Annotated in this window: 24 protein-coding genes; 14 read left to right on the top strand and 10 right to left on the bottom strand. The window is 59.7% G+C overall.

Annotated elements, in window-relative coordinates; translation table 11 throughout:
• Window positions 1-3: 3 nt before the first annotated feature.
• Together clpB and AC24GY_RS14380 are read right to left on the bottom strand one after the other, a co-directional pair.
• Complete coding sequence (gene clpB / locus AC24GY_RS14385) at window positions 4-2589, bottom strand: ATP-dependent chaperone ClpB (protein ID WP_487684145.1); 2586 nt, start codon at window positions 2587-2589, stop codon at window positions 4-6.
• Between the two features lie 188 nt (window positions 2590-2777).
• A complete protein-coding gene (locus AC24GY_RS14380; RefSeq protein WP_422321719.1) occupies window positions 2778-3968 on the bottom strand; it encodes an AI-2E family transporter in 1191 nt (396 codons plus the stop codon).
• Window positions 3969-4030: 62 nt separating this feature from the next.
• On the opposite strand from AC24GY_RS14380, the gene AC24GY_RS14375 reads away from it, so the two are divergent.
• Window positions 4031-4897 (top strand): M48 family metalloprotease, encoded by an 867-nt coding sequence (locus tag AC24GY_RS14375; RefSeq protein ID WP_487684142.1) that lies wholly within the window; start codon window positions 4031-4033, stop codon window positions 4895-4897.
• An 82-nt stretch (window positions 4898-4979) separates the two neighbouring features.
• Here the strand turns inward: AC24GY_RS14375 and AC24GY_RS14370 are convergent, their stop codons facing one another.
• On the bottom strand, window positions 4980-6437 hold the full coding sequence (locus tag AC24GY_RS14370) for a sulfatase family protein (RefSeq protein ID WP_487684139.1): 1458 nt from the start codon (window positions 6435-6437) through the stop codon (window positions 4980-4982).
• A 147-nt stretch (window positions 6438-6584) separates the two neighbouring features.
• On the opposite strand from AC24GY_RS14370, the gene AC24GY_RS14365 reads away from it, so the two are divergent.
• From AC24GY_RS14365 to AC24GY_RS14355, 3 genes are read left to right on the top strand one after another with little or no spacing between them, the layout of a single operon-like run.
• On the top strand, window positions 6585-7343 hold the full coding sequence (locus AC24GY_RS14365; RefSeq protein ID WP_487684136.1) for a hypothetical protein: 759 nt from the start codon (window positions 6585-6587) through the stop codon (window positions 7341-7343).
• An 18-nt stretch (window positions 7344-7361) separates the two neighbouring features.
• Window positions 7362-8081, top strand: a complete 720-nt coding sequence (locus tag AC24GY_RS14360) for an ABC transporter ATP-binding protein (protein ID WP_397380805.1) — start codon at window positions 7362-7364, stop codon at window positions 8079-8081.
• A gap of 40 nt (window positions 8082-8121) precedes the next feature.
• The gene (locus AC24GY_RS14355; RefSeq protein ID WP_487684131.1) at window positions 8122-8646 is read left to right on the top strand and encodes a glutathione peroxidase; all 525 of its coding nucleotides are present in this window, start codon (window positions 8122-8124) and stop codon (window positions 8644-8646) included.
• Between the two features lie 4 nt (window positions 8647-8650).
• On the opposite strand, the gene recO is transcribed toward AC24GY_RS14355, so the two are convergent.
• Complete coding sequence (gene recO, locus AC24GY_RS14350; protein WP_487684128.1) at window positions 8651-9196, bottom strand: DNA repair protein RecO; 546 nt, start codon at window positions 9194-9196, stop codon at window positions 8651-8653.
• Window positions 9197-9244: 48 nt separating this feature from the next.
• Between recO and prfB the strand changes: the two genes are divergently transcribed.
• The 6 genes from prfB (at window position 9245) to rnr (ending at window position 16190) form a co-directional block, all read left to right on the top strand.
• Window positions 9245-10394 (top strand): peptide chain release factor 2 gene (gene prfB / locus AC24GY_RS14345; protein WP_487684125.1). Its coding sequence is split into 2 segments (ribosomal slippage): window positions 9245-9331 and window positions 9333-10394, totalling 1149 coding nucleotides; the frame shifts between segments, so codons are not numbered across the junction.
• A gap of 129 nt (window positions 10395-10523) precedes the next feature.
• Complete coding sequence (locus AC24GY_RS14340; RefSeq protein ID WP_422321728.1) at window positions 10524-11390, top strand: helix-turn-helix domain-containing protein; 867 nt, start codon at window positions 10524-10526, stop codon at window positions 11388-11390.
• Between the two features lie 47 nt (window positions 11391-11437).
• Window positions 11438-12235 carry an Hsp33 family molecular chaperone HslO gene (locus tag AC24GY_RS14335; RefSeq protein ID WP_422321729.1) on the top strand — a complete coding sequence of 266 codons (798 nt, stop codon included), beginning with the start codon at window positions 11438-11440 and terminating at the stop codon, window positions 12233-12235.
• Window positions 12236-12277: 42 nt separating this feature from the next.
• Window positions 12278-13366 carry a glycosyltransferase family 4 protein gene (locus tag AC24GY_RS14330; RefSeq protein ID WP_487684120.1) on the top strand — a complete coding sequence of 363 codons (1089 nt, stop codon included), beginning with the start codon at window positions 12278-12280 and terminating at the stop codon, window positions 13364-13366.
• A 2-nt stretch (window positions 13367-13368) separates the two neighbouring features.
• Window positions 13369-13905 (top strand): YkgJ family cysteine cluster protein, encoded by a 537-nt coding sequence (locus AC24GY_RS14325; RefSeq protein ID WP_487684117.1) that lies wholly within the window; start codon window positions 13369-13371, stop codon window positions 13903-13905.
• 50 nt (window positions 13906-13955) lie between these two features.
• Window positions 13956-16190 (top strand): ribonuclease R, encoded by a 2235-nt coding sequence (gene rnr / locus AC24GY_RS14320; RefSeq protein ID WP_487684114.1) that lies wholly within the window; start codon window positions 13956-13958, stop codon window positions 16188-16190.
• A gap of 12 nt (window positions 16191-16202) precedes the next feature.
• Here rnr and trpS read toward each other — a convergent pair whose 3' ends face one another.
• The 6 genes from trpS to AC24GY_RS14290 form a co-directional block, all read right to left on the bottom strand.
• Window positions 16203-17168 carry a tryptophan--tRNA ligase gene (trpS, locus tag AC24GY_RS14315; RefSeq protein ID WP_422321733.1) on the bottom strand — a complete coding sequence of 322 codons (966 nt, stop codon included), beginning with the start codon at window positions 17166-17168 and terminating at the stop codon, window positions 16203-16205.
• A 34-nt stretch (window positions 17169-17202) separates the two neighbouring features.
• A complete protein-coding gene (locus AC24GY_RS14310; protein WP_487684110.1) occupies window positions 17203-18036 on the bottom strand; it encodes a metal ABC transporter permease in 834 nt (277 codons plus the stop codon).
• A complete protein-coding gene (locus AC24GY_RS14305) occupies window positions 18033-18881 on the bottom strand; it encodes a metal ABC transporter permease (protein ID WP_487684107.1) in 849 nt (282 codons plus the stop codon). Before AC24GY_RS14305 ends, AC24GY_RS14310 begins: the two co-directional genes overlap by 4 nt.
• The gene (locus AC24GY_RS14300; protein WP_487684104.1) at window positions 18878-19786 is read right to left on the bottom strand and encodes a metal ABC transporter ATP-binding protein; all 909 of its coding nucleotides are present in this window, start codon (window positions 19784-19786) and stop codon (window positions 18878-18880) included. The genes AC24GY_RS14305 and AC24GY_RS14300 overlap by 4 nt, the downstream gene beginning before the upstream one ends.
• A gap of 1 nt (window position 19787) precedes the next feature.
• A complete protein-coding gene (locus AC24GY_RS14295; protein WP_487684101.1) occupies window positions 19788-20684 on the bottom strand; it encodes a metal ABC transporter substrate-binding protein in 897 nt (298 codons plus the stop codon).
• Window positions 20685-20778: 94 nt separating this feature from the next.
• Window positions 20779-21504: a transporter gene (locus AC24GY_RS14290; RefSeq protein ID WP_487684098.1), complete on the bottom strand. Its 726-nt coding sequence runs from the start codon at window positions 21502-21504 to the stop codon at window positions 20779-20781.
• Between the two features lie 202 nt (window positions 21505-21706).
• Here AC24GY_RS14290 and mntR point away from each other — a divergent pair, with 202 nt between their 5' ends.
• The 4 genes from mntR to AC24GY_RS14270 all read left to right on the top strand — a co-directional run bounded on the left by mntR (window position 21707) and on the right by AC24GY_RS14270 (window position 24960).
• The gene (gene mntR / locus AC24GY_RS14285; RefSeq protein ID WP_397380837.1) at window positions 21707-22156 is read left to right on the top strand and encodes a transcriptional regulator MntR; all 450 of its coding nucleotides are present in this window, start codon (window positions 21707-21709) and stop codon (window positions 22154-22156) included.
• Window positions 22157-22272: 116 nt separating this feature from the next.
• Window positions 22273-22578, top strand: a complete 306-nt coding sequence (locus AC24GY_RS14280; protein WP_487684095.1) for a hypothetical protein — start codon at window positions 22273-22275, stop codon at window positions 22576-22578.
• A 215-nt stretch (window positions 22579-22793) separates the two neighbouring features.
• Complete coding sequence (locus tag AC24GY_RS14275) at window positions 22794-23282, top strand: hypothetical protein (RefSeq protein ID WP_422321739.1); 489 nt, start codon at window positions 22794-22796, stop codon at window positions 23280-23282.
• A 331-nt stretch (window positions 23283-23613) separates the two neighbouring features.
• The gene (locus AC24GY_RS14270) at window positions 23614-24960 is read left to right on the top strand and encodes a TolC family protein (RefSeq protein WP_422321740.1); all 1347 of its coding nucleotides are present in this window, start codon (window positions 23614-23616) and stop codon (window positions 24958-24960) included.
• The last annotated feature ends 7 nt before the right edge of the window (window positions 24961-24967 follow it).

Below are 24967 nucleotides of genomic sequence, written 5' to 3'. Positions count from 1 at the left end.
GTCTCACTTCTTCACAAACTCCACCTTCCCGTTTTTCATCGTGGCGGTGATGTGATCGCCGTCTTTGAAGCCGCCTTCGAGGACGGCGAGGCTGAGGGGATCGAGGAGGTGTTTTTGGATGGCGCGTTTGAGGGGGCGGGCGCCGAAGACGGGATCGAAGCCGGCGTCGGCGAGGTAGCGGGTGGTGTCGTCGGTGACGGTGAGGTGGATGTTCTGCTTGGCGAGGCGGTCGATGACGCGCTGGAGCTGGATCTTGACGATCTTGTCGAGCTGGGCGGCGTCAAGGCGGTCGAAGATGACGATCTCGTCGATGCGGTTGAGGAACTCGGGGCGGAAGAACTGCTTGAGACTGTCGCGGACGAGGGCATCGCGCTGCTCAGGATTGCTGACGTCCTGAATGGCGTTGCTGCCGATGTTGCTGGTCATGATGAGGACCGTGTTTTTGAAATCGACCGTGCGGCCCTGGCCGTCGGTGATGCGGCCGTCGTCGAGGACCTGCAGCAGCACATTGAAGACATCGGGGTGGGCTTTTTCGACTTCATCGAAGAGCACGACGCTGTAGGGGCGGCGGCGGACGGTTTCGCTGAGCTGGCCGCCTTCTTCGTAGCCGACGTAGCCGGGAGGCGCGCCGATGAGACGGCTGACGCTGTGCTTCTCCATGTACTCGCTCATGTCGATCCGGGTCATGGCGGTGTCGTCGTCGAAGAGGAATTCGGCGAGGGCTTTGCAGAGCTCGGTCTTGCCGACGCCGGTGGGGCCGAGGAAGAGGAAGCTGCCGATGGGGCGGTTCTCATCCTGAATGCCGGCACGCGCACGGCGCACGGCATTGCTGACGGCGGTGATGGCGTCCTTCTGGCCGATGACGCGCTGGCTGAGGCGCTCCTCCATTTTCACGAGCTTGGAGCGCTCGCCTTCCTGGAGGCGTGAGACGGGGATGCCGGTCCAATTGGCAACGACGCGGGCGATGTCGTCCTCGGTGACTTCTTCACGCAGCAAGGAGTGAGCTGAGCGCGGCTGCGAGGCTTCGACGGGGGCGGCGCTGAGTTTCTTTTCGAGATCGGGAATGAGGCCGTATTGAATCTCTCCGGCGCGACCGAAGTCGCCACGGCGCTGGGCTTGTTCGAGTTCGGTGCGCAGGCGGTCGATCTCCTCCTTCACCTTGCGTCCGGCATCGACGGATTCCTTCTCCTTCATCCACTGGGCTTTGAGGGCGGAGGAGCTTTCTTTGAGATCGGCGATTTCCTTGTCGAGCTTTTCGAGGCGGGCTTTGGAGGCGGCGTCCTTTTCTTTTTTCAGTGCCTGGCGCTCCATCTCGCCCTGCATGACCTGACGTTCGATGACGTCGATTTCGGTGGGCATGGAGTCGAGCTCGATCTTGATGCGGCTGGCGGCTTCGTCCACGAGGTCGATGGCCTTGTCTGGCAGGAAGCGATCAGTGATGTAGCGATTGCTCAGGGTGGCGGCGGCGATGATGGCGCCGTCTTGAATGCGCACGCCGTGGTGGACTTCATAGCGCTCCTTCAAACCGCGAAGGATGGCGATGGTGTCTTCCACGCTGGGTTCGCCGACTTTCACCGGCTGGAAGCGACGCTCCAGGGCGGGGTCTTTCTCGATGTATTTGCGGTATTCGTCGAGGGTGGTCGCGCCGATGCAGCGCAGTTCACCACGGGCGAGCTGGGGCTTGAGCAGATTGCCCGCATCCATGGCACCTTCGCCTTTGCCGGCGCCGACGATGGTGTGGAGCTCATCAATGAAGAGGATGATCTCGCCTTCGCTGGAGGTGACTTCTTTGAGGAATGCTTTGAGGCGCTCCTCGAATTCGCCACGGAACTTGGCTCCGGCCATCATGCCGCCGAGGTCCATGCTGATGAGTCGTTTGCCCTTGAGGGAATCGGGCACGTCGCCCGCGACGATGCGGCGTGCGAGGCCTTCGGCGATGGCGGTCTTGCCCACGCCGGGCTCGCCGATGAGCACAGGGTTGTTCTTGGTGCGGCGGCTCAGCACCTGCATGACGCGGCGAATTTCTTCATCGCGGCCGATGACGGGATCGATCTTGCCCTGCTTGGCGCGGGCGGTGAGATCAGTGCCGTATTTTTCGAGGGTCTGGTATTTGCCTTCGGGGTCCTGATCCACGACGCGCTGGCTGCCGCGCACGGCGGTGAGGGCTTTGGAAACGGTGTCGTAGGTGAGGCCGGCCTGCTTGAGCAGATCGGACAGCTCAGTTTTCGTTTTGAAGAGGGCGAGGATGACGTGCTCGACGCTGAGGTATTCGTCCTTGAGCTTCTTTTGCTCGTCCTCGGCCTTGGTCATGAGCTCGCGCATCTCATTGGAGAGATGCAGACCGCTGGTGCCGCCGCTGACCTTGGGCTGGCGAGCGAGGAGGGCTTCGATGCCAGGCTGCAAATTTTGGGCGGCGGCCGGGTTCACCGCCGCTTTTGAAAACAGGGGCGTGGCGATGCCACCCTCCTGCTCAAGCAAGGCGAGGATGAGGTGACTCGGCTTCAACTCCTGATGCCCATGGCGCGTGGCGATGGACTGTGAGGCATTGAAGGCTTCCTGGAGCTTAACGGTGAATTTTTCGGGAGACATGGTGGGTGGGAGAATGGTTGTTTCTCGGACTTTCTTGCTGGAAGCATGCCACAGGCATGGCATGGGCTGCTACGCCTGATTTGTCTAGGTTAGGCCACTTTTTAATACGTTTCCCGGTCCCCTTTTGAGTGCATCACTGGCACAATGAAAGGTCGAAGTGGCACAGGTGTGCAGCCCAGTTTGGCTGCTTATTTGTCCCGCCCTGGCATCTCCGTGCTCGCGCCGCTGCCGATGGTTTCTTCTTCGTTCATTTGGAGGTCATAGCCCGCAACCTCCACTTCTCCATGGCGCACTTTCTTCTTGGACATGGCGACGGAGATCCACTTGAATTCGATGTTGTTGTCGAGCAGCACCTTGAGAACCATGGTGAGAGGCACGGCCAGGAACATGCCCAGCGGGCCCCAGAGCCAGCCCCAAAAGATGACGGAGAGAATGACCACCAGCGGCGAGATGCCGAAGCGATTGCCGAGCATGGTGGGCTGCACGAAGTTATCGAGGAAGAAATTGATGCCGCCGTAGCCGATGCCGACGAAGACGGCGGTGCCGGGGCCGTGCTGCACCAGGGCCTCCACAATGGCGGGCACGCAGGCGGCGGTGCTGCCCACGGCGGGGATGTAGTTGAACAAGAACGCCAGCAGGGCCCAGAGAAGCGGGTAGTGGAGATCGAAGAACCAGCACCAGAAGCCTGCGAGCAGGCCAGTGAGGGCGCTGATGAGGGTTTTGACGCCGAGGTACTTCTGGATGTCGTCCGCGCTGCGCATGAGGCCGGTGAGATCCGGGCCGCCGGAGAGTTGCACGGCTTGCAGACGGCTCTGGGTGCCATGGGCCTCCATGAGGATGAACATCATGACGATGATGATCATGATGAGGCTGGCGAGGAAAGTGGCCAGGGTGCCGAAGGTGGTGCCCAGCAACCCGGTGAGGTTTCCCATCACATCCTGCTTGGTGGCGTAGCCGATGAGGGTGTTCCAGTCGAAGACACCGCCCAGCATTGTCTTGGCGTCAGCCACGCCCTTGAGTTCAAGCCAGGCTCCGAGGTCATTCGAATACTTCTCCAAGCCGCGCAGATAATGCGGCAGATCTCTCCAGAAGCTGATGAGCAAGCGCACGCCTACCGTGACCATGCCCGCAAGGAAGCCGAGATTCATCAGCATGGTGATGCCCAAGGCGAGGCCTGCGGGGACTTTGTGTCTGCGGAGCCAGCGCACCATCGGGTAGCTGAGCACCGCGAGGAAGAAGGCGTAAACGATGGGCACCAGCACATTGGCGGCGACCTTCAGGCCGGTGAGAACGACAAACAGGCATGCCAGCGTCACAACCGCCTGCGAGCCTTTGCGGCCCCAATCCACCGTCTGATCATGATCCTGAAACAACGACATGAGCTGCCATGCCGCAAAATACCTGCTGGCTCAAGATTTTTCCATGAAGTATAAAGCGATCCATGATCTCCACATTTCGCAGACTCATAAATACAAACCGCATTTCCGTCTTTGGAGAGGACCGGCGAGGCAACGGCCCAAGCATCAACCCGCGCATCATCCTGGGGCTGCTCATCATCGTTGGTTCATTGCTTTACCACTGGATCGCCACCACCTCTTATCAAAATGAGTTCACTGGCAGGAAGCAAGCACTCGCGCTGGCCACGCCGCAGGAGGAGATCGCCCTGGGGCTGCAATCAGCGCCGCAGATGATCCGGGAAAGCGGCGGGCTCTCGCGTGATGCCAAGGGCCGGGCGCTGGTGGACCGGGTGGGCGCGCGCTTGATCGCCTCCACCGCAGCGAGGGAGACCTCGTATCAGTTTAAGTTTCATCTGCTGGCCGACACCGAAACGGTGAACGCGTTTGCCCTGCCCGGCGGGCAGATTTTCATCACCGAGGCGTTGTTTCGCCGACTGAAGTCTGAAGACCAACTCGCGGGTGTGCTGGGGCATGAGATGGGGCACGTGGTGGGCCGCCATTCGAACGAGCAGATGGCGAATTCCCAGCTCTGGAGCGGTCTGGCGCAGGGGCTTGGCGTGCTGCTTTCCGACGGGCACAACAACTCGGGGGCGCAGATCGCCAACATGGTGGCGCAATGGCGCGTGATGAAGTTCAGCCGGGATGACGAATCGGAATCGGACGCGCTCGGCGTGCGGTTCATGATGCAGGCGGGCTACAATCCGGAAGCGCTGATTGGCGTGATGGAGATTTTGGCCCAGGTGAGTGGTGGGGCGAACAGTTCTGATTTTATGAGTTCGCATCCGAGTCCGGCGAATCGGATGGAACGTATTCGGGATGCTATCGCGAAGGAGCGGGCGGCGGCTCGGTGAGGATTGGTGGTGTTTGCGGGGAGCGAGGGTTGTTCGAAAGCGGCGCTGAAGCGCCGCACTCCGGGGACGCTGTCGCGTTATATCATGGTGCCATGCCGAGAGGGCGGTTTTCGGTGCCTTTGATTTTTAGCAGGGTGTCGCCCAGTTCCTTGCGGGTGGGTTCGGCGAGCTTTTGGAGGCGTTCCACGATCTCCGGGTGCTCTTTTGCGACGTCATGCGTCTCACCTGGATCGTCAGTGAGATTGTAGAGTGACAGGCCGATGTTTTCGACCCGGTATCCGTGTCGCGAGGCAATGCCCGCGATGCCGCTCTGAGTGATCGCCTTGGGTTTCATCTGGCCAAAGCGTGCTGGTTTGCCATCGCGGCCCGGTTCGCCATCCACGGTGATGTAGGGGTGTGGGAAGTGCAGTTTCCACGGGCCGCTGCGGAGGGCCTGGAGTTCATCGCCGCCGTAGAAGGCCAGCGCTTCATGCGGGGACTTGGCGTCTGGTTTTCCTTCCAGCAGAGGGAGGATGTTTTTGCCGTCGATTTTGCGCTCGGAGAGTTTTCCGCCGATCAAGGTGGCGATGGTTGGCAGCAGGTCGATTTCCATCACCGGCTCATCGCAGACCTTGGCCGCAGGAACATGGCCGGGCCAGCGGGCAATGAACGGGCTGCGTACGCCGCCATCGAAGGTGGTGAGCTTGCCTTCACGCAGGGGTTTGGCGCTGCCGGCGTGATTGCCGTAGCTGAGGAAAGGGCCGTTGTCGGAGAAGAGGATGACCAGTGTGTTTTGATCGATGCCGCAGCGCTTGAGGGTGTCGAGGATCTGGCCGACGGACTCGTCGAGCTCCTGCACCACGTCGCCGTAGAGTCCGGCGCTGGATTTACCGCGAAAGGCAGGGGAGGCAAAGATGGGGACGTGCGGCATCACGTGGGGGACGTAGAGGAAGAAGGGCTGGTCTTTGTGGCGCTCGATGAAGTTCGTGGCTCTTTCCGTGAAGCGGCGGGTGAACTGGCTTTGATCAGGATCGGTTTCGATGACCTTCAAGCCATCGTAGAAGGGCAGGGGCGGCATTTCCTGCGCCAGGGAGGGGTGGTATTTGCTGTTGTCGTTAGAGTAGGGAATGCCGAGGAATTCATCGAAGCCGTTGTGCAGCGGATTGAACAGCAGATCGGTGCCGAGGTGCCATTTGCCGAGGGCGGCGGTGGCGTAGCCACGTGCCTTGCACATTTCCGGCAGCAGGAATTCGTCGGGATGGATGCCCTCCTTGCTCGTGTGGTTCAAAGCTCCCTGCATGCCGACGCGGTTGGCGTAGCAGCCGGTCATAAGCGCCGCGCGTGAGGCACTGCACACGGCCTGAGCCACGTAGAAGCTGGTGAACTTCATCCCTTCCGATGCCATGCGGTCCATGTGCGGCGTTTTGATCTTCTCCGCGCCAAAACAGCCGAGATCGGCGTAGCCCAGATCGTCGAGCAGAATGAGCACTACATTCGGCGGGCGTTGATCGGCGGCGGAAAGAGTGAGGGAGGTGAGGAGCAGGGCAAGCAGCAGACGCATGAGGGCATCGTGGCAAACGAGGGCTGATGTGGCGAGTTTTTTTGCAGCCAAATGCCGCAGTGCTTGCCAGTGCGCGCATTTCCCGACTACTATTCTGCAATGATCTGGCGTATGGCGGCAGTGTTGGCGGTGATTTTCTGGGCGGTGATGTCCGGACTGCTGGTGCGTGACATCTATTTCCCCGAGGCCTCACGCTTTGCCATCGTGCCTCCGCGCATGGTGATGGATTTGTTTTTGCGGCAGTCGGAGAGCTTCGGTTGCACGCTGCATCTCTACCATCAGCATGAAAAAATCGGGCATGCGAACCTGCAGGTGAACCGCCGCATCAAGCCGAATCATGAGACCGTGTATGACCTGATCGCCCATGGGGCCGTGGAGCAGGTGGCACCGGAGGACCAGGTGCGCAGCATCATGGCGAGCTGGAGTCTTGGCTGCACGCTGGCCGATGGCGAGCGCTGGCAAAACCTGGCCATCAAAGCCAGCTTCCCGCAGCGTGATGCGAGCATGCGCCTGACCTGGGGCGAGACAGAGCCGGCGCCCGAAGTTCTGGTGAAGCAGGGGGAACGTGTGCTGATGAATTCGCAGGATGTGAAGCTGCTCATGGGCATGGGGGCCGGTCAGGACAGTGCGCTGGCCATGCTCTCGCTTCTGGGTGGAAGCATGCCTAAAACAGGCAAGCAGCCGGACAACAAGGACAAGGAGGCCGCGAAACTGCAGGCGCGTGAGGGGATGATGATGCTCGCAGGCAGGCAGCGGAAGTGCTTTGTGCTGACGCTGCCGATCATGGGAATGTACGAGGTCAAAATGATCTTCACCGAGGCTGGTGAGCTTGCGCGCATCGACCTTCCCGACGACTACGTGCTGCTGGAACCCACCATCCACGGACTGCAGGATGCCGTGCACTGATTCGAACCCTTTTGAAGCATGATCGAGATTGAAGACCTGACGATGAACTATGGCGAGCTGCGGGCGCTGGATGGCTTGAATCTCACCATCAAGCCCGGCGAACTGTTTGCCTTTCTGGGGCCGAATGGCGCGGGCAAGACCACCGCGATGAAGCTGCTCACGGGGCTGATGAAGCCGGACTCGGGACGTGTGAAGCTGTGCGGCCACGACGTTCAGCTGGAATCCATGCAGGCAAAGTCCTTGCTCGGCTATGTGCCGGACGTGGCGGTGTTTTATGAAAAACTCACGCCGAACGAGTTCATGGAGTTCATTGCGGAGCTGTTTGAGATGTATCCGCCCCATGCAGAGGCGCAGACAGACGCGCTGTTCACCAAATTTGCCCTGCATGAGTACTCACGGCAGCGCATTGAGAACCTCAGCCACGGCACGCGGCAGCGCCTCGCCATCGCCAGCGCGCTGCTGCATGATCCGAAGGTCTTCGTCATTGATGAGCCGATGGTCGGTCTGGATCCCATCCATGCGCGCACGGTGAAGCGGGAGATCAAGGAGCGCAGCCAGGCCGGTACCACGGTGCTGATGAGCACGCATCTGCTGAACATCGCCGAAGAGCTGGCCGACCGCATCGGCATCATCCACCACGGCAAGCTCATCGCTCTAGGTACGCTGGAAGAGCTGCGCCGTGATCACGAAAAGCGCGGGCGGCGGCTCGAAGACATCTTCCTGAGCATGGTGGAATGATGTGAAACCAAGGTGGCAATTGCCGCGTTCCTTTTCCCACATGAAAACCCTGCTCCTTTCCCTCCTCATGACCTCCATGGCTTTCGCTGCTGACACCAATGTTCAAGACATCGCCATCAAGGACATCGACGGCAAAGACACCACGCTCAAGGCCTACGCAGGCAAGGTGCTGCTCATTGTGAATGTGGCCTCCGAGTGTGGCTACACGCCGCAGTATGCCGGTCTGCAGGCACTGCATGAAAAGATGAACGGCAAGGGGCTGGCGGTGCTGGGCTTTCCCTGCAACGATTTCGGCGGGCAGGAGCCGGGCAGCGAGGCGGAGATCAAGAGCTTCTGCTCCCTGAACTACAAGGTGACGTTTCCGATGTTTGCCAAGGTGGCGATCAAGGGAGATGGCAAACACCCGCTGTATGCTGCGCTGCAATCGGCAGCCGGCGGTGAAGTTGGCTGGAACTTTGAGAAGTTTCTGGTGAGCAAGGACGGCAAGGTGTTGCAGCGCTTTGGCTCGGATGTGGCGCCGGATTCACCGGAGCTGATGGCTGCGATTGAGGCGGCGCTGAAGTAGCTTTTTACTTTTTGGCCATCCAATCCGCGAGTTGTCGCCGCTGCACGGGCAGCTTGCGGTGAAAGCTGTCTTCGATGGCGGCTGCGGCCATGCCGGATTCGCCTTCGGGGATGATGCCGAGGATTTCGGCGAGGCGCTGTTCGAAGCGGGTGATCAGGGCGGGCACGGGATCCTTCGCGGCGAGGTAGTCGAGGGCTTTGACGAGGAGTTCGTGAATCTCCGGGATGGGAGAGTCGGTTTCGGCGACGAGGGTGATGAGTTTGACGAGGTAGGTGGCGGCGAGAACGCGGCCGTAACTTTCGCGCAGGCCCAGTCGGGGATTGGTCCAGCGGGCCTCGGCCAGGGTGTGGAGATCACTGGATTTGCTGCGGACGAAGCGCAGGTCCGCAGAGACAAACAGGTCCAGCACGCCGTAGAGCGGTGATTTGGGGCGCAGGGAACCTTTGGCGATGGTTTTGAACAGGCCGACCTCCGGCGAGCACCATTGTACAATGAGGCTGCTCTCCGCATAGCGCGTGCGTCCGATGAGGATGGCCTCGGTTTTTTCCATGATGACAAAAGGCGTTGAACTCGCACGCCCAGACGCTATCTACGCTGCATGGAAAAGACCAGCAAGACCATCCTCACCGACCTTCAATCCCTCGACACCACGGCTCTCAAGGCAAGGTTGGGGGAGCTCCGGAGGTATCTTTGACGTCCCGAAATTAAAAGACGAACTGGCCATGCTGGAGGACCGCATGGCGGCCCCTGGCTTCTGGGATGACGCGAACGCGGCGCGCAAGCTGATCGACCGCACGAATGTCATCAAAAAGAAAATCGGACCGCTCCAGGATCTGGAAACGCGTGCCGGGGATTTTGACGGGCTGATCGAGCTGGCCAAAGAGGCGGGCGACACGGACACATGGCATGAGGTGGAGCAGGAGCACAAGAAGCTCAGCTCGGATGTTTCCAGCTTTGAACTGAGCCAGTTGCTCAGCGGCCCCTTTGACAGTGGCAATGCCTTCATCACCATCCATTCCGGAGCCGGTGGTACGGAGGCCTGTGACTGGGCGGACATGCTGATGCGCATGTACCAGCGCTGGTGCCAGCGCCGTGGCTACAAGGTGGAACTCATCGACCATGAAGCGGGGGATGACGTGGGCACGCGCTCCGCCACGCTCGAAATCATTGGTGAAAACGCCTTTGGCTTCCTGCAGACCGAGCGCGGGGTGCACCGCCTCGTACGCATCTCGCCCTTTGATGCGGCGAAGAAGCGCCACACGAGTTTTGCCTCGATCGACGTGACGCCCGATTCCGAAGAGGAGATCGACATTGTCGTGAGGGATGAAGATCTGCGCGTGGACACCTATCGTGCTGGCGGCAAAGGCGGCCAGAACGTGAACAAGGTGGAAACCGCCGTGCGTCTGACGCACATTCCCAGCGGTGTCATTGTGGCCTGTCAGATCGAACGCAGCCAGCCGAAGAACCGCGCCAAAGCGATGGCGATGCTCAAGGCGAAGCTCTACCAGATCGAGGAAGACAAGCGTCAGGCCGAGATCGACCGCCAGTATGGCGAGAAGAGCGACATCGGCTGGGGCAGCCAGATTCGCAGCTACGTCTTCCAGCCCTACCAGATGGTCAAAGACCATCGTACCGGCGAGAAGACCAGCAGCGTACAGGCTGTCATGGACGGTGACCTCGATGCCTTCATGGAGGCCAAGCTGCGTGGCCGGAAGGCCGGGGACAACGACAAGGACGACGACGTCTAACCAGAGTTGACGGTGGTTTACAGTGGTTGACGATGGTTTACTGTTGTTGGTCAGGGGCTCGTTGTTTGGCTTGCTGCAAACAACGGTCAACTACCGTCAACAATCGTAAACCACCGTCAACTTTCCCCCATGAAGCCTGTTTTCGAGAAAGTCCCCAAGCGTCAGTGGGAGTCCTTCCACTGTGAGACGGTGCGTGCGCTGGACTATGGGACGCGCTGGCATTTTCATCCGGAGTATCAGCTGACGCTGGCGATCGAGAGCCGCGGGCATCGGGTGGTGGGGGACAACATCAGCGCGCTCACGGACGGAGACATCGTGCTGATTGGCTCCAATCTGCCGCATGTGTGGCATCAGGACGTGAACGCGAAGGCGCGGCGGGTGAATGCCATCATCGTGCGGTTTGACGAGGATTTTCTGGGGCGGGATTTCATGGCACTGCCGGAGATGGAGCCGGTGAAGCGGCTGCTGCAGCGTGCGGCGCGCGGCCTGGAGGTGCGTGGTGCGGCCCGTGCGGTGGTGACGGAGCACATGAAACGTCTCGCGGGCAGCGAGGGGCTGGCGCGGGTGATCGAACTGCTGGCCATCCTCAATGCGCTGGCCGGTTCAGAAGATTTGAAGGCGCTGGCCAGCTCCAACTTTGAGCCCAAGCTCGAATCTGCCGACCAGGGGCGGATGGAGCGGGTGATCGACTTCATTCACACGCATCTGACGGAAGAAATCGACCGTGAGCGTCTGGCGAAGCTGGCGCACCTGAGTCTGGGGGCCTTCAGCCGCTTCTTCCACTCGCGCACGGGCAAGACGGTGCCGCAGTATGTGAACGAGGTGCGCATTGGCCGTGCCTGCGGCATGCTGGCGGAGGACGTGTCAAACATCACGGACATCGCCATGGACTGCGGCTACCGCAACCTGGCGAACTTCAACCGCCGTTTCCGCGAGGTGATGGGGACGACTCCGAGCGCCTACCGGCAAAAATTCCGCGGCATGGCGGGGAAGTGACGCCCGCGCCACTTGCGCCTCCTTTCATCCGGTGAGATAAGCTGTGCATGAGTCAGATGCTTGAACCGGATCTTTCCGTGGTGGACCTCCGCTCCTACTTCGTGCGGAAGCGCAATGCGCTGCTGGTACGGGGGCGCTTCAGTCCGCTCTATCTCGATTACTATCTGCACCTGATGCAGTACGGCCTTCAGAATGCGGAGTCGCTGGATCAAATGCTGAAGGACGCTCTTGCTGCGCTGGCACTGCATCTCTGCTCGCGCCCGCAGGATGAAAGCTGTGCGTGGACCATCCACGTCAAAGAGCCCCAGCGTGCGAACGTGTTTGTCACCGGCAGCTCACGTCCCGGCCGTGTGGCGGGCCGGGTTTTCACCGAAGACGTGCGTCAGGAGGGCGAGGCGATGTTCATCTCCCAGACGACGCGCCCGGATCAGGCACCCCGGCAGAGCATGATCGAGTTTCATGGTGACGACATGCTGAAGGCCGTGGAGACGTTTTACACCACCAGCGAGCAGCGCCTCACGCGCTTCTTCCGGCTGGAGGATGAAGAGTTCGTGCAAATCTCCGCCGAGCCGGACTGCGATGAGCAATGGCTTTCCGAACTCACGCTGGAGCAGGTGCTCGCCATTGAAACAAACGAGCACCTGACCCTGCTGGAAACTCGCGGCTACGTGTTTGAATGCGGCTGCTCCGTGGAGCGCCTGATGCCCATCATCATGCGCCTGCCGCAGGATGACCTGGACCACATTTTTGCCGACGGCGTGGCGCAGATTCACTGCCCGCGCTGCGGTGCGGTTTTTCGCACTCCGAAGGAGAGCTTTGAGCAGTGGCGGTCCAAGCAGTCCTAATTCAAGCGTCCCGCCCGCAAACGGGACGTTTGCGCCACTCGCATGAAACTCGCCCTCATCCGCCGACAGTTCTCCGCCACCGGAGGCGCGGAGCTGTACGTGCAGCGGCTGCTGGGGGCCTTGACTGCGGCTGGGCATGAGACGCATCTGTTTGCGGAAAAATGGAAGGGGCAGGCGGCGGGCGTGCAGTTTCACGGTGTCCCTGTGGATGGATCGCGCGCGGAGCGTCCGCGGCGTTTTGCGGAGGCCGTGAACGCCGCTTTGCAGCACGAGAGGTTTGACTGTGTGTTCAGTCTGGAGCGCACGCTGAAGCAGGATGTCTATCGCGCAGGAGACGGCTTGCACCGCGTGTGGCTGCAGCGGCGCAAACAGTTCGCACCCTGGTGGAAGCGACCGCTGGTGGGGCTGGGGGCGTTTCATCGCAACATGATGGCGCTTGAGGCGCAAACTTTTGATCCGGCAAACACGCAGCGCATCATCGTGAACTCTGAAATGGTGCGTGGAGAGATCGCGCAGCATTTTCCCTCTTTCCCGCAGGAGCGGGTGCATACGATCCGCAACGGAGTGGATGTGCAGCGCTTCCAGAAAGTGTCGAGGTCTGCGGCCCGCAAGCGCTTTGGGCTCGCAGAAAATGATTTTGTGCTGGCCTTCGTCGGCTCCGGATGGGAGCGCAAGGGGTTGCCCTGGCTGCTGAAGTTCATGGCCGGGCGCAGCGATGATCCGCAGCTCAAACTGCTTGTGGTCACGCGGGATCGCATGCGCGGCAAAGTTCCGCCGAACGTCATTCTCACCGGGCCGCTGAGCGATGTGGAGGCGGCGTATGCCGCCGCGGATGTGCTGACCTTCCTGCCCATTTATGAACCCTGCTCCAATGTGGTGAGCGAGGCCCTGGCCGCCGGCATCCCGGTGGTGACGACGAGTTTCAACGGCGCCAGCGAATTGATCGACCCCGGCATCAACGGTCATGTCCTGAACGATCCTGCCGATCTGGAGACGCTGGGCCTGTGCATCAATCACTGGCGCGCGCACGGCAGTGCCGGGCCCGTCAAAACACGGCTGCCGCTCGATTTGGAACTGAATGTGGACTGCACGATTCAAGTGCTCAAATTGGCAGCTCGAAAGCGTGAGTGAACATGAGTACTGAAGATTCAGAGGCTGCGGCGTCGCGCCTTTGTGCGGCGTGTGGGATGTGCTGTGACGGGACGATGTTTCAGATCGTGCGGATGCAGCCGGGGGAGGTGCCTGCGGAACTGGGAAAGCTGGGGCTGAAAATTCGCTGCCGTGACGGGGAGTATTACATGGAACAGCCATGCTCCGCGCTGCGGGAGAAACGCTGCACCGTTTATGAGAAGAGGCCCGTGCGGTGCCGTCTGTTCAACTGCCAGCAGTTGGGTCGTGTGGAACGCGGTGAAACCACCGAGGCTGAGGCGACGAATATGATCATCGAGACGCGTGCGCTGGTGGAGAAAGTACGCGGCTTGATCGAACAAAGCGGACTGCGTGAGGATGGGCTGGCGCTGGTGGAGCGCTACGAGCGTGTGGCTTCAACACCGGTCAATCAAGCACTGGAGCCAGAGCTGGTCGCGGTGCGGGAGGAATTGGATGAAGTGATGCGAAAATTGAAGCTGCGATTGAACCGTGAGTTTCGGCTGCCCCCGAATTCTCATTGACGGAATCATTCGACATGCGAAGGTGGCTTGATTAGATAGGTAAGAATAAGATGGATAAGAAACTACTGAGGTTGCTCGGCAGTGAGGATTACATACCCTCCAATGTGCCAGAGCTTCTCTCCCAACTGGGCATGAAGCCCAATCAACAGCAGGTATTGCAAAGCCTGCTCAAAAGCCTGGAGAAACAGGGTAAAATCGTACGCACGAAAGGCAATCGCTACATTGTGGCGAAGGAAGCTGATCTGGTGCCCGGAGTGATTCAGATCACGCGGGGCGGCCGTGGCTTTGTGCAGCCTGATGAGGCGGGTATCACAGAGATTGGAATCTCGGAAAGCAACACGGGCACCGCCATGCATGGCGACCGGGTGCTGGTGCGCCTCGACGTCAGGCCAGGGCAGGCGGACAAAATTGGCAGCGTGGTGCGCGTGCTGGAACGCAAGCGGACACAGTTCGTAGGCACCCTTCAGCGCTCGAAACAGTTCCTGCATGTGACGCCGGATGATCCGCGTCTGCCCGGGGCTATTTATGTCTCGGAGCCGCGCGATGTGGGCCGCAAACCCAACGTTGGCGACAAAGTGGTGGTTGAAATCACCCAGTGGGAATCCAAGCAGACAGCGCCCGAGGGCGAGATCATCGAGGTGCTTGGTCCGCCGGATGAAGAGGGCGTGGACATGCTCTCCGTGCTGCGCCATTATGATTTGCCACTGCACTTTCCGAAGAACGTGCTGCACGAGGCCAACACTATTGCGAAGTCGCGGGCTGACAACCAGCCGAGCGCGCAAGAGTGCGCCGGTCGCGTTGACTGCCGTTCGCACAACGTCATCACCATTGACCCGGATGATGCGAAGGACTTTGACGATGCCATCTGCCTTCAGAAGCAGGGAGATCAGTGGCAGCTGTGGGTGCACATCGCCGATGTGTCGCACTATGTGATGCCGGGCAGTGCGCTGGACATCGAAGCCAGGAAGCGCGGCAACTCGACCTACCTTGTGGATCGTGTGATTCCGATGCTGCCGGAGGCGCTGAGCAATGAGCTGTGCTCGCTCAAGCCGAACGTGGATCGTTTGACGAAGTGCGTGGAGTTCGTGCTGTCCAAAGATGGCCATGTCGTCAGCTCGAAATTCTATGCTGCCGTGATCCGTTCAAAGCGCCGCTTCACCTACAAGGAGGCGTTTGCCGCCATCCAGGTGCCGCCGAACAATGAGACCGAGCAGATGCTGCACGATGCGCATGCGATGGCGCAGAAGGTGCGCCACCTGCGCTTCAAGAACGGCTCGCTGGATCTCGACTTCCCGGAGAACAAGATCCGCCTCGACGAGCACGGCAAGGTGCTGCGCATCGAACGCATTGAGAACGATGTCTCGCATCAGTTGATTGAGGAATACATGCTGCTGGCCAATGAGGCCGTCGCAGGACGCCTCATGGGACTGGACCGGCCCTCTGTGTATCGCGTTCACGAATCGCCCAAGGAAAAGCGGCTCAATGACTATCGCGAAGATGTGCTGAGCCACCGCGTGCCCTGCGGAAATCTCACGCATCGGCCTGAGGTCCAGAAGTTGCTCAGCCGGCTGGATGACCTGCCGATTGGCCCTGCATTGAAGATTGGTTTCCTGCGCTCGATGATGCGTGCGCGCTATGCCGTGGAGCCGCTTGGCCATTACGGTCTCGCCAAGACCAAGTACACCCATTTCACCTCGCCGATTCGTCGCTACGCGGATCTCGTGGTGCACCGCTCCTTGTTCGACAAGGTGGAGCTGCAGGTGGGCGTCGCGAAGCAGATTGCGGATCACATCAGCACGACTGAGAAGAACTCGTCGGATGCGGAACGCGACAGCAAGGAGGTCAAACTCTACGCCTACCTGAAGGCTCAGCTGGTCTCGAAAAAGCCGCAGCCCTATGTCGCGCTTGTCACCGATGTACGGAACTTTGGTTTCTTCGTGGATGTGCCGGATCTCGGCCTCAGCGGTGGCGTACCGCTTTCCTCGATCCAGGATGACTTCTATGTTTTTGATCCTGCCACGCGTCAGGTCACGGGGCGTCACACGCGCAAAGTCATCAGCATCGGGGACAACCTCGTCGTGCAGATCTACAAGGTGGACACCATCAAGAAGCAGGTGGATTTCATGCCTGTCCCGCAGCGGGGCAAACCGACTCGTTCCAACGATCCGGAACGTCAGGATCGGCGTGGGCCATCAAGCCGTGATCCCAAGCGGCCTTCTGCACCGCCGCGCAAGCCGGGGCATGGCCACAAGCGTGCGTCGCAGCAGCCGAAGAAGAGGCGATAAGGATAAGGGGTATCAACCCAGGCCCACCGCATCGCGCACACGACTGAGAGTCTTGCGCGCGACGGCGCGGGCTTTCTCAGCGCCTTCCGCCAGGACTTTGTCCACGTAGCCTTTGTCTGCGAGGATTTCGTCACGCCGGGCTCGGAAGGGGGCGAAGTAATCGGTCACGCCCTGCAGGAGGCGTTTTTTGAAGTCGCCGTAGCCCACGCCGCCATTGAGGTGGTCGGCCACCATGGCGTCGTAGTCAGCCTGTGACGCCACCAGTTTGTAGAGGGCGAGGATGCTGCTGCCTTCGATGGGTTTGGGGGCTTCGACCGGCGTGGAGTCGGTCTGGATGCCCATGATCTTCTTTTTCAGCGGCCCGGGTTCTTCAAACAGCGGGATGGTGTTGTTGTAGCTCTTGCTCATCTTTTTCCCGTCCAGGCCGGGGACGACCGCAGTCGTTTCCTGAATGCGCGGCTGGGGCAGTTTGAAGAGGCCTGCGCCAAAGGTTTCATTCATCTTGATGGCGATGTCGCGGGTGACCTCGACATGCTGCTTCTGATCTCTGCCCACGGGGACGACATCACTGTCATAGATCAGGATGTCCGCCGCCATGAGCACCGGATAGGCAAAGAGGCCGTGTGAAGGAGAGATGCCGTTGGCGATTTTGTCTTTGTAGCTGTGGCAGCGCTCCAGCAGGCCCATCGGGGTGACGGTGCTGAGGATCCATGAGAGCTCGCAGTGCTCCGGCACGTCGCTCTGGCGGAAGAAGACGCATTTGTCCGGATCAAGACCGCAGGCGAGGAAGTCGACCGCGAGCTCTCGGACGTAGCTGCGGAGTGCTTTGCCGTCCTGAACGGAAGTGAGCGAGTGGTAGTCGGCGATGAAGTAGTAGGCGTCGCCTTCATGCTGCAGCTTGAGTGCAGGCTCCATCATGCCAAAGAAATTGCCGATGTGGAGTCTGCCGCTGGGTTGAAGGCCGGAAAGGATGCGCATAAGACCGCTGATATGGCGGTGCGTATGGGAATCGTCAAGCCAGCCGTTTTCGCGCGGCGATCAGGCCGTGCTTGGGGCCAAAGACAAAGGCGAGGGCGAACATGGCCGCCTGTGCCAGTACAATGCAGGCACCGGTGGCACCGTTCATGAAGTAGCTGGCATAGACACCGAGGCAGCTGGCGAGCACCGAGGAGCTGGCGGCGATCAACAGCATGTGATCAAAACGATCGGTGAGCAGGCGTGCGGTGCAGCCGGGGGTGATGAGCATGGCCACGACGAGGATGATGCCCACGGCCTGGAGCGAGGCGACGATGGTGGTCGCCAGGACGGCCAGCAGGACGTAGTAAAGCAGGTTCGTATTCAGGCCGATGGCACGAGCATGGGCAGGGTCAAAACAGAACAGCAGCAGGTCTTTGCGCATGAAAAGAATGACGGCGAGGGTCAGCAGCGATGCGGCAATGGTCTGGATCATGTCCCCACGCTCAATGCCGAGGATGTTGCCAAAGAGAATGTGATTGAGGTGTGCATCGGTCTCCACCTTGGTGAACATCACGAGCCCGAGCGCGAACAGCCCGGTGAAGACGATGCCCATGACGGTGTCCTCCTTGATGCGTGTGTTGGATTTGATCCAGCCTGTGGCGGTGGCGCAGAAAAGGCCGGAGACGAATGCCCCGACGGCGAGCGGCAGCCCCAGCATGTAGGCCCCGACAACGCCAGGCAAAACGGCGTGGGAGATGGCATCGCCCATCAGCGACCAGCCTTTCAGCACGAGGTAGCAGGAGAGCACGGCGCAAACCGCCCCGACGAGGGCGCCGACGAGCATCGCCTCGTTCATGAAGCTGTATTGAAACGGGGCGAGGAGGTTCATGCGGAGGCGGCACGGCGTTGGGCGCGGGCCGCGAGCAGGCCGTGTTTTGGAGCGAAGGCGAGAGCGATGAGGAAGATGACGGTTTGCAGCACGACGATGCAGCCACCGGTGGATCCGTTCAGGAAGTAGCTGGCATACGCGCCCACCACGCCGCACAAGACACCGGTGAGGGTGGCGATGCCGAGCATTCTGCCAAAGCGGTCGGTGAGCAGATAGGCCGTGGCCCCGGGGGTGACCAGCATGGCGACGACGAGGCACGCGCCCACCGTCTGCAAGGCTGCGACCGCAGTGGCGGAGAGCAGCGCCAGCAGCAGGAAGTGCAGGAAGCGCGTGTTCAGGCCGATGCTGCGTGCGTGGCCTTCATCAAAGCAGTAGAGCAGCAGGTCCCGCCATTTGAGGCCGAGGATAAGGATGGCGCCTGCGGAGATGATGAGCACCTGCAGGATGTCCGGATCGGAGATGGCAAGAATGTTGCCAAAGATGATCGTGCGCAGGTTGAGATTGCTCGGGTACAGTGAGAGCAGCAGCAGACCCAGGGCGAAGAAGCTGGTGAACACCACGCCGATCACCGCATCTTCCCGCAGCCGCGAGTTGTGCTTCACCCAGCCCATGCCCAGCGCCGCCAAAATGCCGGCGACGAAGGCGCCGACGGAAAACGGCAGGCCCAGCATCCAGGCCAGCGATACGCCGGGCACGATCGCGTGAGACAATGCATCTCCCATCAGCGACCAACCCTTGAGCGTGATGAAGCAGGACAAAAACGCGCACACCCCGCCGATGAGGCCGCTGACGAGAATGGCCTTCACCATGTATTCGTAGTGAAACGGCGTGAGCAAGTCAGTCATTCGCCCACCTCCATCTCCCGCTTCTTCACCAGTTTCTCGCGTCCCTGGCGGTCTGTATATTCCAGATGGCCGTCCTTGCCGAACACGAGCGGGCGCTCGTCGTCAGTGAGCAGCTTCACGGTGCGGCCGTCATGCTCCTGGATGGTGGAATGCTCAAAGTGGAACTGGCGCAGCACACCTCCAAAAGCGCGGGTCAGGTTGTCTTCAGTGAACACGATCTCGGTGGGGCCGAAGGCGAGCACTGTCCGGTTAACCAGCACCACCTGGTCGCAAAACTCAGGAACGCTGCCGAGGTTGTGGGTGGAAACGAGGATGATGTGGCCTTCTTCGCGCAAGGCCCGCAGCAGTTCAATGATGGCGGTTTCGGTCTGCACGTCCACGCCGGTGAAAGGTTCGTCCAGCAGCATGATGCGTCCCTTTTGCGCCAGCGCACGGGCGAGGAAGACGCGCTTCCTTTGTCCGCCGGAAAGCTCGCCGATCTGGCGGTCTTTGAGTCCGCTCATGCCCACGCGTTCCAGGCATTCCTCGGCCACGCGCTTGTCCTCCGCTCGCGGGATGCGCAGGAAATTCATGTGCCCGTAGCGCCCCATCATCACCACGTCCCAGACGCTGACGGGGAAAGTCCAGTCCACCTCCTCCGCCTGCGGCACGTAGGCGACGAGTTTTTGCTTGCGCGATTCCTCCACGCTCCGGCCCGCGATGCGCACTTCGCCTTTGGCAGGCCGCAGGAATCCCATGATGGCCTTGAACAAGGTGCTTTTGCCGCTGCCATTGACTCCGACGAGGGCGCAGATGGTGCCTGCTCCGAGGGTGAACGTGGCGTTGTTCAGGGCAACGTGGCCGTTTGCATAGGCCACGGTGACATCTGTGACTTCAATTGCGAGCGGAGGGAGGGCGGCGGGCATGTCAGGGTTGAGCGAACGCCTTCACGATGATGTTGGCGTTGTATTGCAGAAGCTTCAAAAACGTCGGCGCGGGGCCGTCGTCGCTGGTGAGCGAGTCCACATATAGCACACCGCCGTAACGCGCACCCGTTTCCTTTGCCACCTGCAGCATGGCCTTGTCGCTGATGGTGCTTTCCGAGAAAACCACCGGGATTTTGCTTGCCCGCACGGTGTCTATGACCTTCCGCACCTGCTGCGGCGTGCCTTCCTGGTCCGCGTTGATGGGCCACAAATAAAGTTCCTTCATGCCATAGTTGCGCGTCAGATAAGAAAAGGCGCCTTCACAACTCACCAGCCAGCGCTGCTCCACCGGGATCGCCTCCAGGGCTTTGCGCACAGGCTCATCCACGGCGCGGAGTTCGGCGGTGTAGGCGGCGGCGTTCTTGGTGTAGGTCGCTTCGTTGGCCGGATCGAGTTTCACCAGCGCTTTGCGGATGTTTTCCACGTAGATGACGGCGTTGGCCGGAGACATCCAGGAATGCGGGTTGGGCTTGCCGGTGTAGGGGCCTTCCGCAATTCCCATCGGCTCGATGCCGTCTGTAAGCACCACGCTGGGAACATCCCTCACCTGCTGGAGGAACTTTTCAAACCAGCGCTCCAGGCCCAGTCCGTTCCAAAGCACGAGATCGGCGTTCTGCGCTTTGACGAGATCAAGAGGCGTCGGTTCGTAGTCATGAATCTCAGCGCCCGGTTTCGTGATGGACTCCACGATGGCCGCCGTGCCGGCGACATTCTGCGCCATGTCCTGAATGATCGTGAAAGTCGTGAGAATGCGTTTCGGCCCGGACCTGACCTTTTCAGGGGAGGGGCCGCATGCAACAAGAGTGCCGAGGAGGAGCAGCAGAGCTGGCTTTTTCATGGCAGCGACGGCGCGGAAGACTTCTGGCAACGAGCCTCCTATGTGTGAGCGCCAGCCAGTTTCGGGGGTGTTTTCCATGGGTATGGGGATAAAATTAGAAGCGGAAAGAGACGCCCACAAAGGGATTCAGCGTTTGATTGCCATTGAAGAACCAGTTCATCCCAACATCGAACTTCAGGTCTGGGGTGACAAGGTAGGTGAGGCCCCCGTCGAAAGAAGACTGCAAGTAGCGTTTGTCGTCATAAAGCAAGCCTTGGTAGGTCTCAACGTAGAAGGCCAGTTTCTCGGTCAGGTCACGTCCAATCGCGAGGGTGAAGCCGGGCTCGAAGTAGCGCTGCCGCTCATCCGTCACCGCCATGGCCAGGAAGATGCTGGAGCCGAGTGCCCAGCCGCCGCCGATGTCGAGCTCCTGATTGATGGTGAGACCGTACTCCCAGGCGTTGTTGCCGAATCCTGTGGTGGCGGTGGGCGCCTTCACCCAGGGCAGCATGGCCAGGGCGTAAGGGCCATCATCATTGCCCACCAGACCGGTCTTCATGCGCAGGTAAATGTCCCCGCTGCCGCTGTTTTTGTCCGTCAGGAAGCCGTCGGCATCCTTTTCCCGATGAAGCAGACGCGGAGCCCAGCCGATCTGCAGGTCCGTGTTATGTGTGATGCCGTATTTGAAGATGAAATCGCACAGGGAGGTGTCCTGGGCCTGCTCACTTGCTCCATAAGTGCGGCTGAAGGAGACCAGGTTGCTTTCGACTTGAAACCAGCCTTTCGGCACGGTGTGGGCGGATTCCGTCTGGTCCGGGCGGTCAGTGCTCAGCGGGCGCACCGGCTGCTGCTCAGCTGCGTAAAGGGCGGCCGAGGGAATTGCCAGGCATGTGAATAAAGTGAGATATGCGCGCATTAGAATGTTAGTCCGGGCTAAAAACATCAGGCTGAGAAAAGCACAAGTGTTAATTTTAGCCTGGGCTAACATTTTCCGGCGAAATGATTCGCTTTGCCTCCGCCGACGCCCCGGCTAAAATTCAGCAATGCCTGCCAAGCGCCAAGAACCCACTGCGCATGTTCACTCTCCCGCCATCGAAGATTATCTCGAGCAGATCCACAATCTGATCGAGGGGAAGGGGTACGCCCGCGTGGTGGACATCGCCAAGAATCTGGGGATCTCACAGGCCAGCGTGACCAACATGATCCAGAAGCTCGATGCCGAGGGTTTTGTGGTCTATGAGCGGTACCGCGGGGTGGTTTTGACCGATGAGGGGCGCAAGGTGGGGGCCGAGATCGCGCGGCGGCACGAGGTTTTGACGCGCCTGCTGGCAGGTTTTGGACTCGATCCGCAAACCGTCCACGAGGATGTGGAGGGCATGGAGCACCACATCAGCCGCCAGACGCTGGACGTGCTGACCTTGCTGATGGAGGAGTTGGAAGGCAATGCAGTCTTGATGCGCAAACTGAGGCGCAAGCTGGCAGGCCTGACCTGACCGGCGTCGCTTAAAGGATTGTCTTGCGGCCGCTGAAGAAAAAATTACAAGCTTGTGATAGCCACCATGACAACTTTGCGTTTAATCATGGATTCGATCCCATAATGCGCTGGTACTTGTACATCCCCTCCATCTTGGTCCTGCTGACGCTGGGCATGGAGTTGTGTTCAATGCATGGCGCCCCGGTGGTGAAGGATCCATCTCACCTTGCCTGTGTTTTGGATGACGATGATGCTGAAGTGAAGCAGGGCGCAGTGCGAGAGCCTTCCTTCACTGAATGCGATTCATTCATTTTGGCAGGACTAAATTTCATGGCTCAATGCCAGAAGACAGACTTGGTTTTGTCGCTCGAAGAAGCTGCAACCTTAAAAGTCTGCTCAGGTGTCCGCCTGCACCGGTGGTTGTGCCGGGAATGCTGTTGATGATGGGAGAATGTGCTGCTGAGCATGTCCAAGGAATGCTCTGAACACGCAGCGGGAATGCCGTAAAGAGGCACGGGGTTTGCTATACACAGCTGGTGAGCAGGTGCTTTGCCCCAGCTTCCATTCTTACATCACGGCTGGACCGATTCGGTCTCTGTCAGTCCATGCCGAAGTTGCTTTTTCTCACGAGATCATGTCTTCCAATTTCATTGATAATGAACACTCTTCTTTCCATTTTTTTCAGCCTGCTTCTTACCGGCGTTGCGTCTGCCGGTTCGGTCATGCTCAACGTTAAATCTGCCAGCGAAAACAAAACCGCCGACAAGAAAAAAGCCGAAGTCACACGTGCTTACTGGCTCAATGTGCGTGTCACCAACCCCTCCGGCATCAAGCTGGAAGGAGCGACGCTGAAATGGACCTTGTTTGCCGCCAATCTTCGGCGCGGTGCGGACAGCATCGTGGTCGAGAAGTCCGGTGATATCCAAATCAGTGTGGATGCCAACGGCAGGTATGCGGACCTCACCACTCCCAAGGTGGCCTTTGTTTTCACCCCCATGCATTCGGAGCGCAAAGGCAGGTCTTCCATCACAGTCGAGGAGGCCGGACATCGTTACCACGGCTTTCATGTGCAGGTGGTGAGTGGAGATGCTGTTCTTGGGGAGATCTGGAGCAACGAGGCATTGCGGAAGCAGCAGCTCAAGTAACCCTTTGGATCCGAGGTTGATCGAGCCCGCCATTTTTAGAACTTAAGGCAAACTGTCCGCTGTCAAAACTGCCGCCATCTGATGCGTGGCAGTTTTGCACCGACTCTTTGAGTGCACGGTGAGGCAGTGTCTTTTTTCACGATACCTTTCCCGAAAAGCCATCCTCGATTTTCAGTCATTGATCATTCGGGTCCCGCCAAACTCCGTCAGTTAACACAACCGGATCATTCATCCACCACAGGGCCTTAATTGGCAGAATGCCGCCACGCATGGCGCAGCATCGAATGAATCGAAACTTCCTCCCCAAATGTCATTGATGAGTCCATCTTCCATGAAAACCTGTCTTTACCTTCTGCTCTTGACGCTGGGCCTGGAAATCCAGGCGATTGCTGCGAATCCCACAGCCATGCCAGAGGAGGCCGAGGGGCCGTCCGCTGAACGCCTGGCCGAACTGACCAAGTCCACCTCCCGGCTGACGCCGATCAAGCTGGAGGATTACCTGGCCAAAGTGGCTGCCTCAAACCTCGGTTATGCGTCACAGCGCTACAATGTGTCGATCGCCGAGGCTCAGATCATGGCCTCGAAGGTTTTTCAAAACCCGGTGCTGCAAATCGGCAACATGCGGGATGTCTCCAACAGCGGTGGGCAAAAGCTCCCGGGTTTTTACAATGGGTATATCTCACAAACCATCGAACTCGGCGGCAAGCGGCGCGAACGACAGCTGGTGGCCCGGAAGAACTATGCGGCGGTGGCCTCCAATCTGCAGAGCTTCCTGCAGAATCTGCGGCTGGATGCCTCGGGTGCCTATGCAGACGCCATTGCCATGGGCCGGGTGGCTTCTCAGTATCAGCGCACCGCTTCCCTGTTGCGGGACCTGCTGCAAGCTCAGCAGGAGCGCCAGAAGGCGGGAGACATCAGTGACGTGGATCTGTTGCAGACACGTGTCGAAGTCCGCCAGTATGAGGCCGAGCTCCTCAATGCTCAGGCCCAGGCCACAAACGCTGAACTTGGCCTCAATGCCTTTCTGGGGCCGCAGTTTTCCAGCACTCACTGGCAGCCCGTGGGGACCTTGGAGGTCACACCGCAAAGCACGGATCTCTTCAAACTGCTTTCCAGCGCCATCCGCAATCGCCCGGACCTCGTGGCCATGCGCCATCGGCGTGATGCGTCGGGCGAAAACATCAAGCTGGAAAAAGCGAATCGAGTTCCCGACCTGACTGTGGGCGTGGGATGGACCAACAGCACCTACTCGGGCAACACCACCTCTCCCCAGCCAAACTACAACATGATGGGATTGCAGTTCTCTCTGCCCCTTCCGATTTGGAACCGGAACAAGGCCGGCATCGCCACTGCGCAGGCTCAGGCAAGCCAGTCTCAGCTGGATCTGGATGCTGCAGAAGTTCAGGCAGGAGTGGATGTGCGCCGGGCTCTTTCCCTCTATACCACCGCCCGTGAGCGTGTGGATCTTTATCAAGGCGGCGTCTTGAAGGATGTCGATGCCGCTTTGGAAAAGCGCGTGGTCAGCTACAAGCGCGGCGGCTCGTCGCTGCTGGAGCTGCTGGATGCCCAGCGCAAGGCCAACGAGGTCTGGCAGAGTTTTTACGACGCACAAAGCGATCATGCCCGGGCGGTCATTGAACTGCATCGCGCCGCCGGCATCTGGATCATCCACTTCTGAACCCACT

This window comes from Prosthecobacter sp. Pr1 (assembly GCF_057652315.1).
This window is presented reverse-complemented; position numbering and strand designations above follow the sequence as displayed.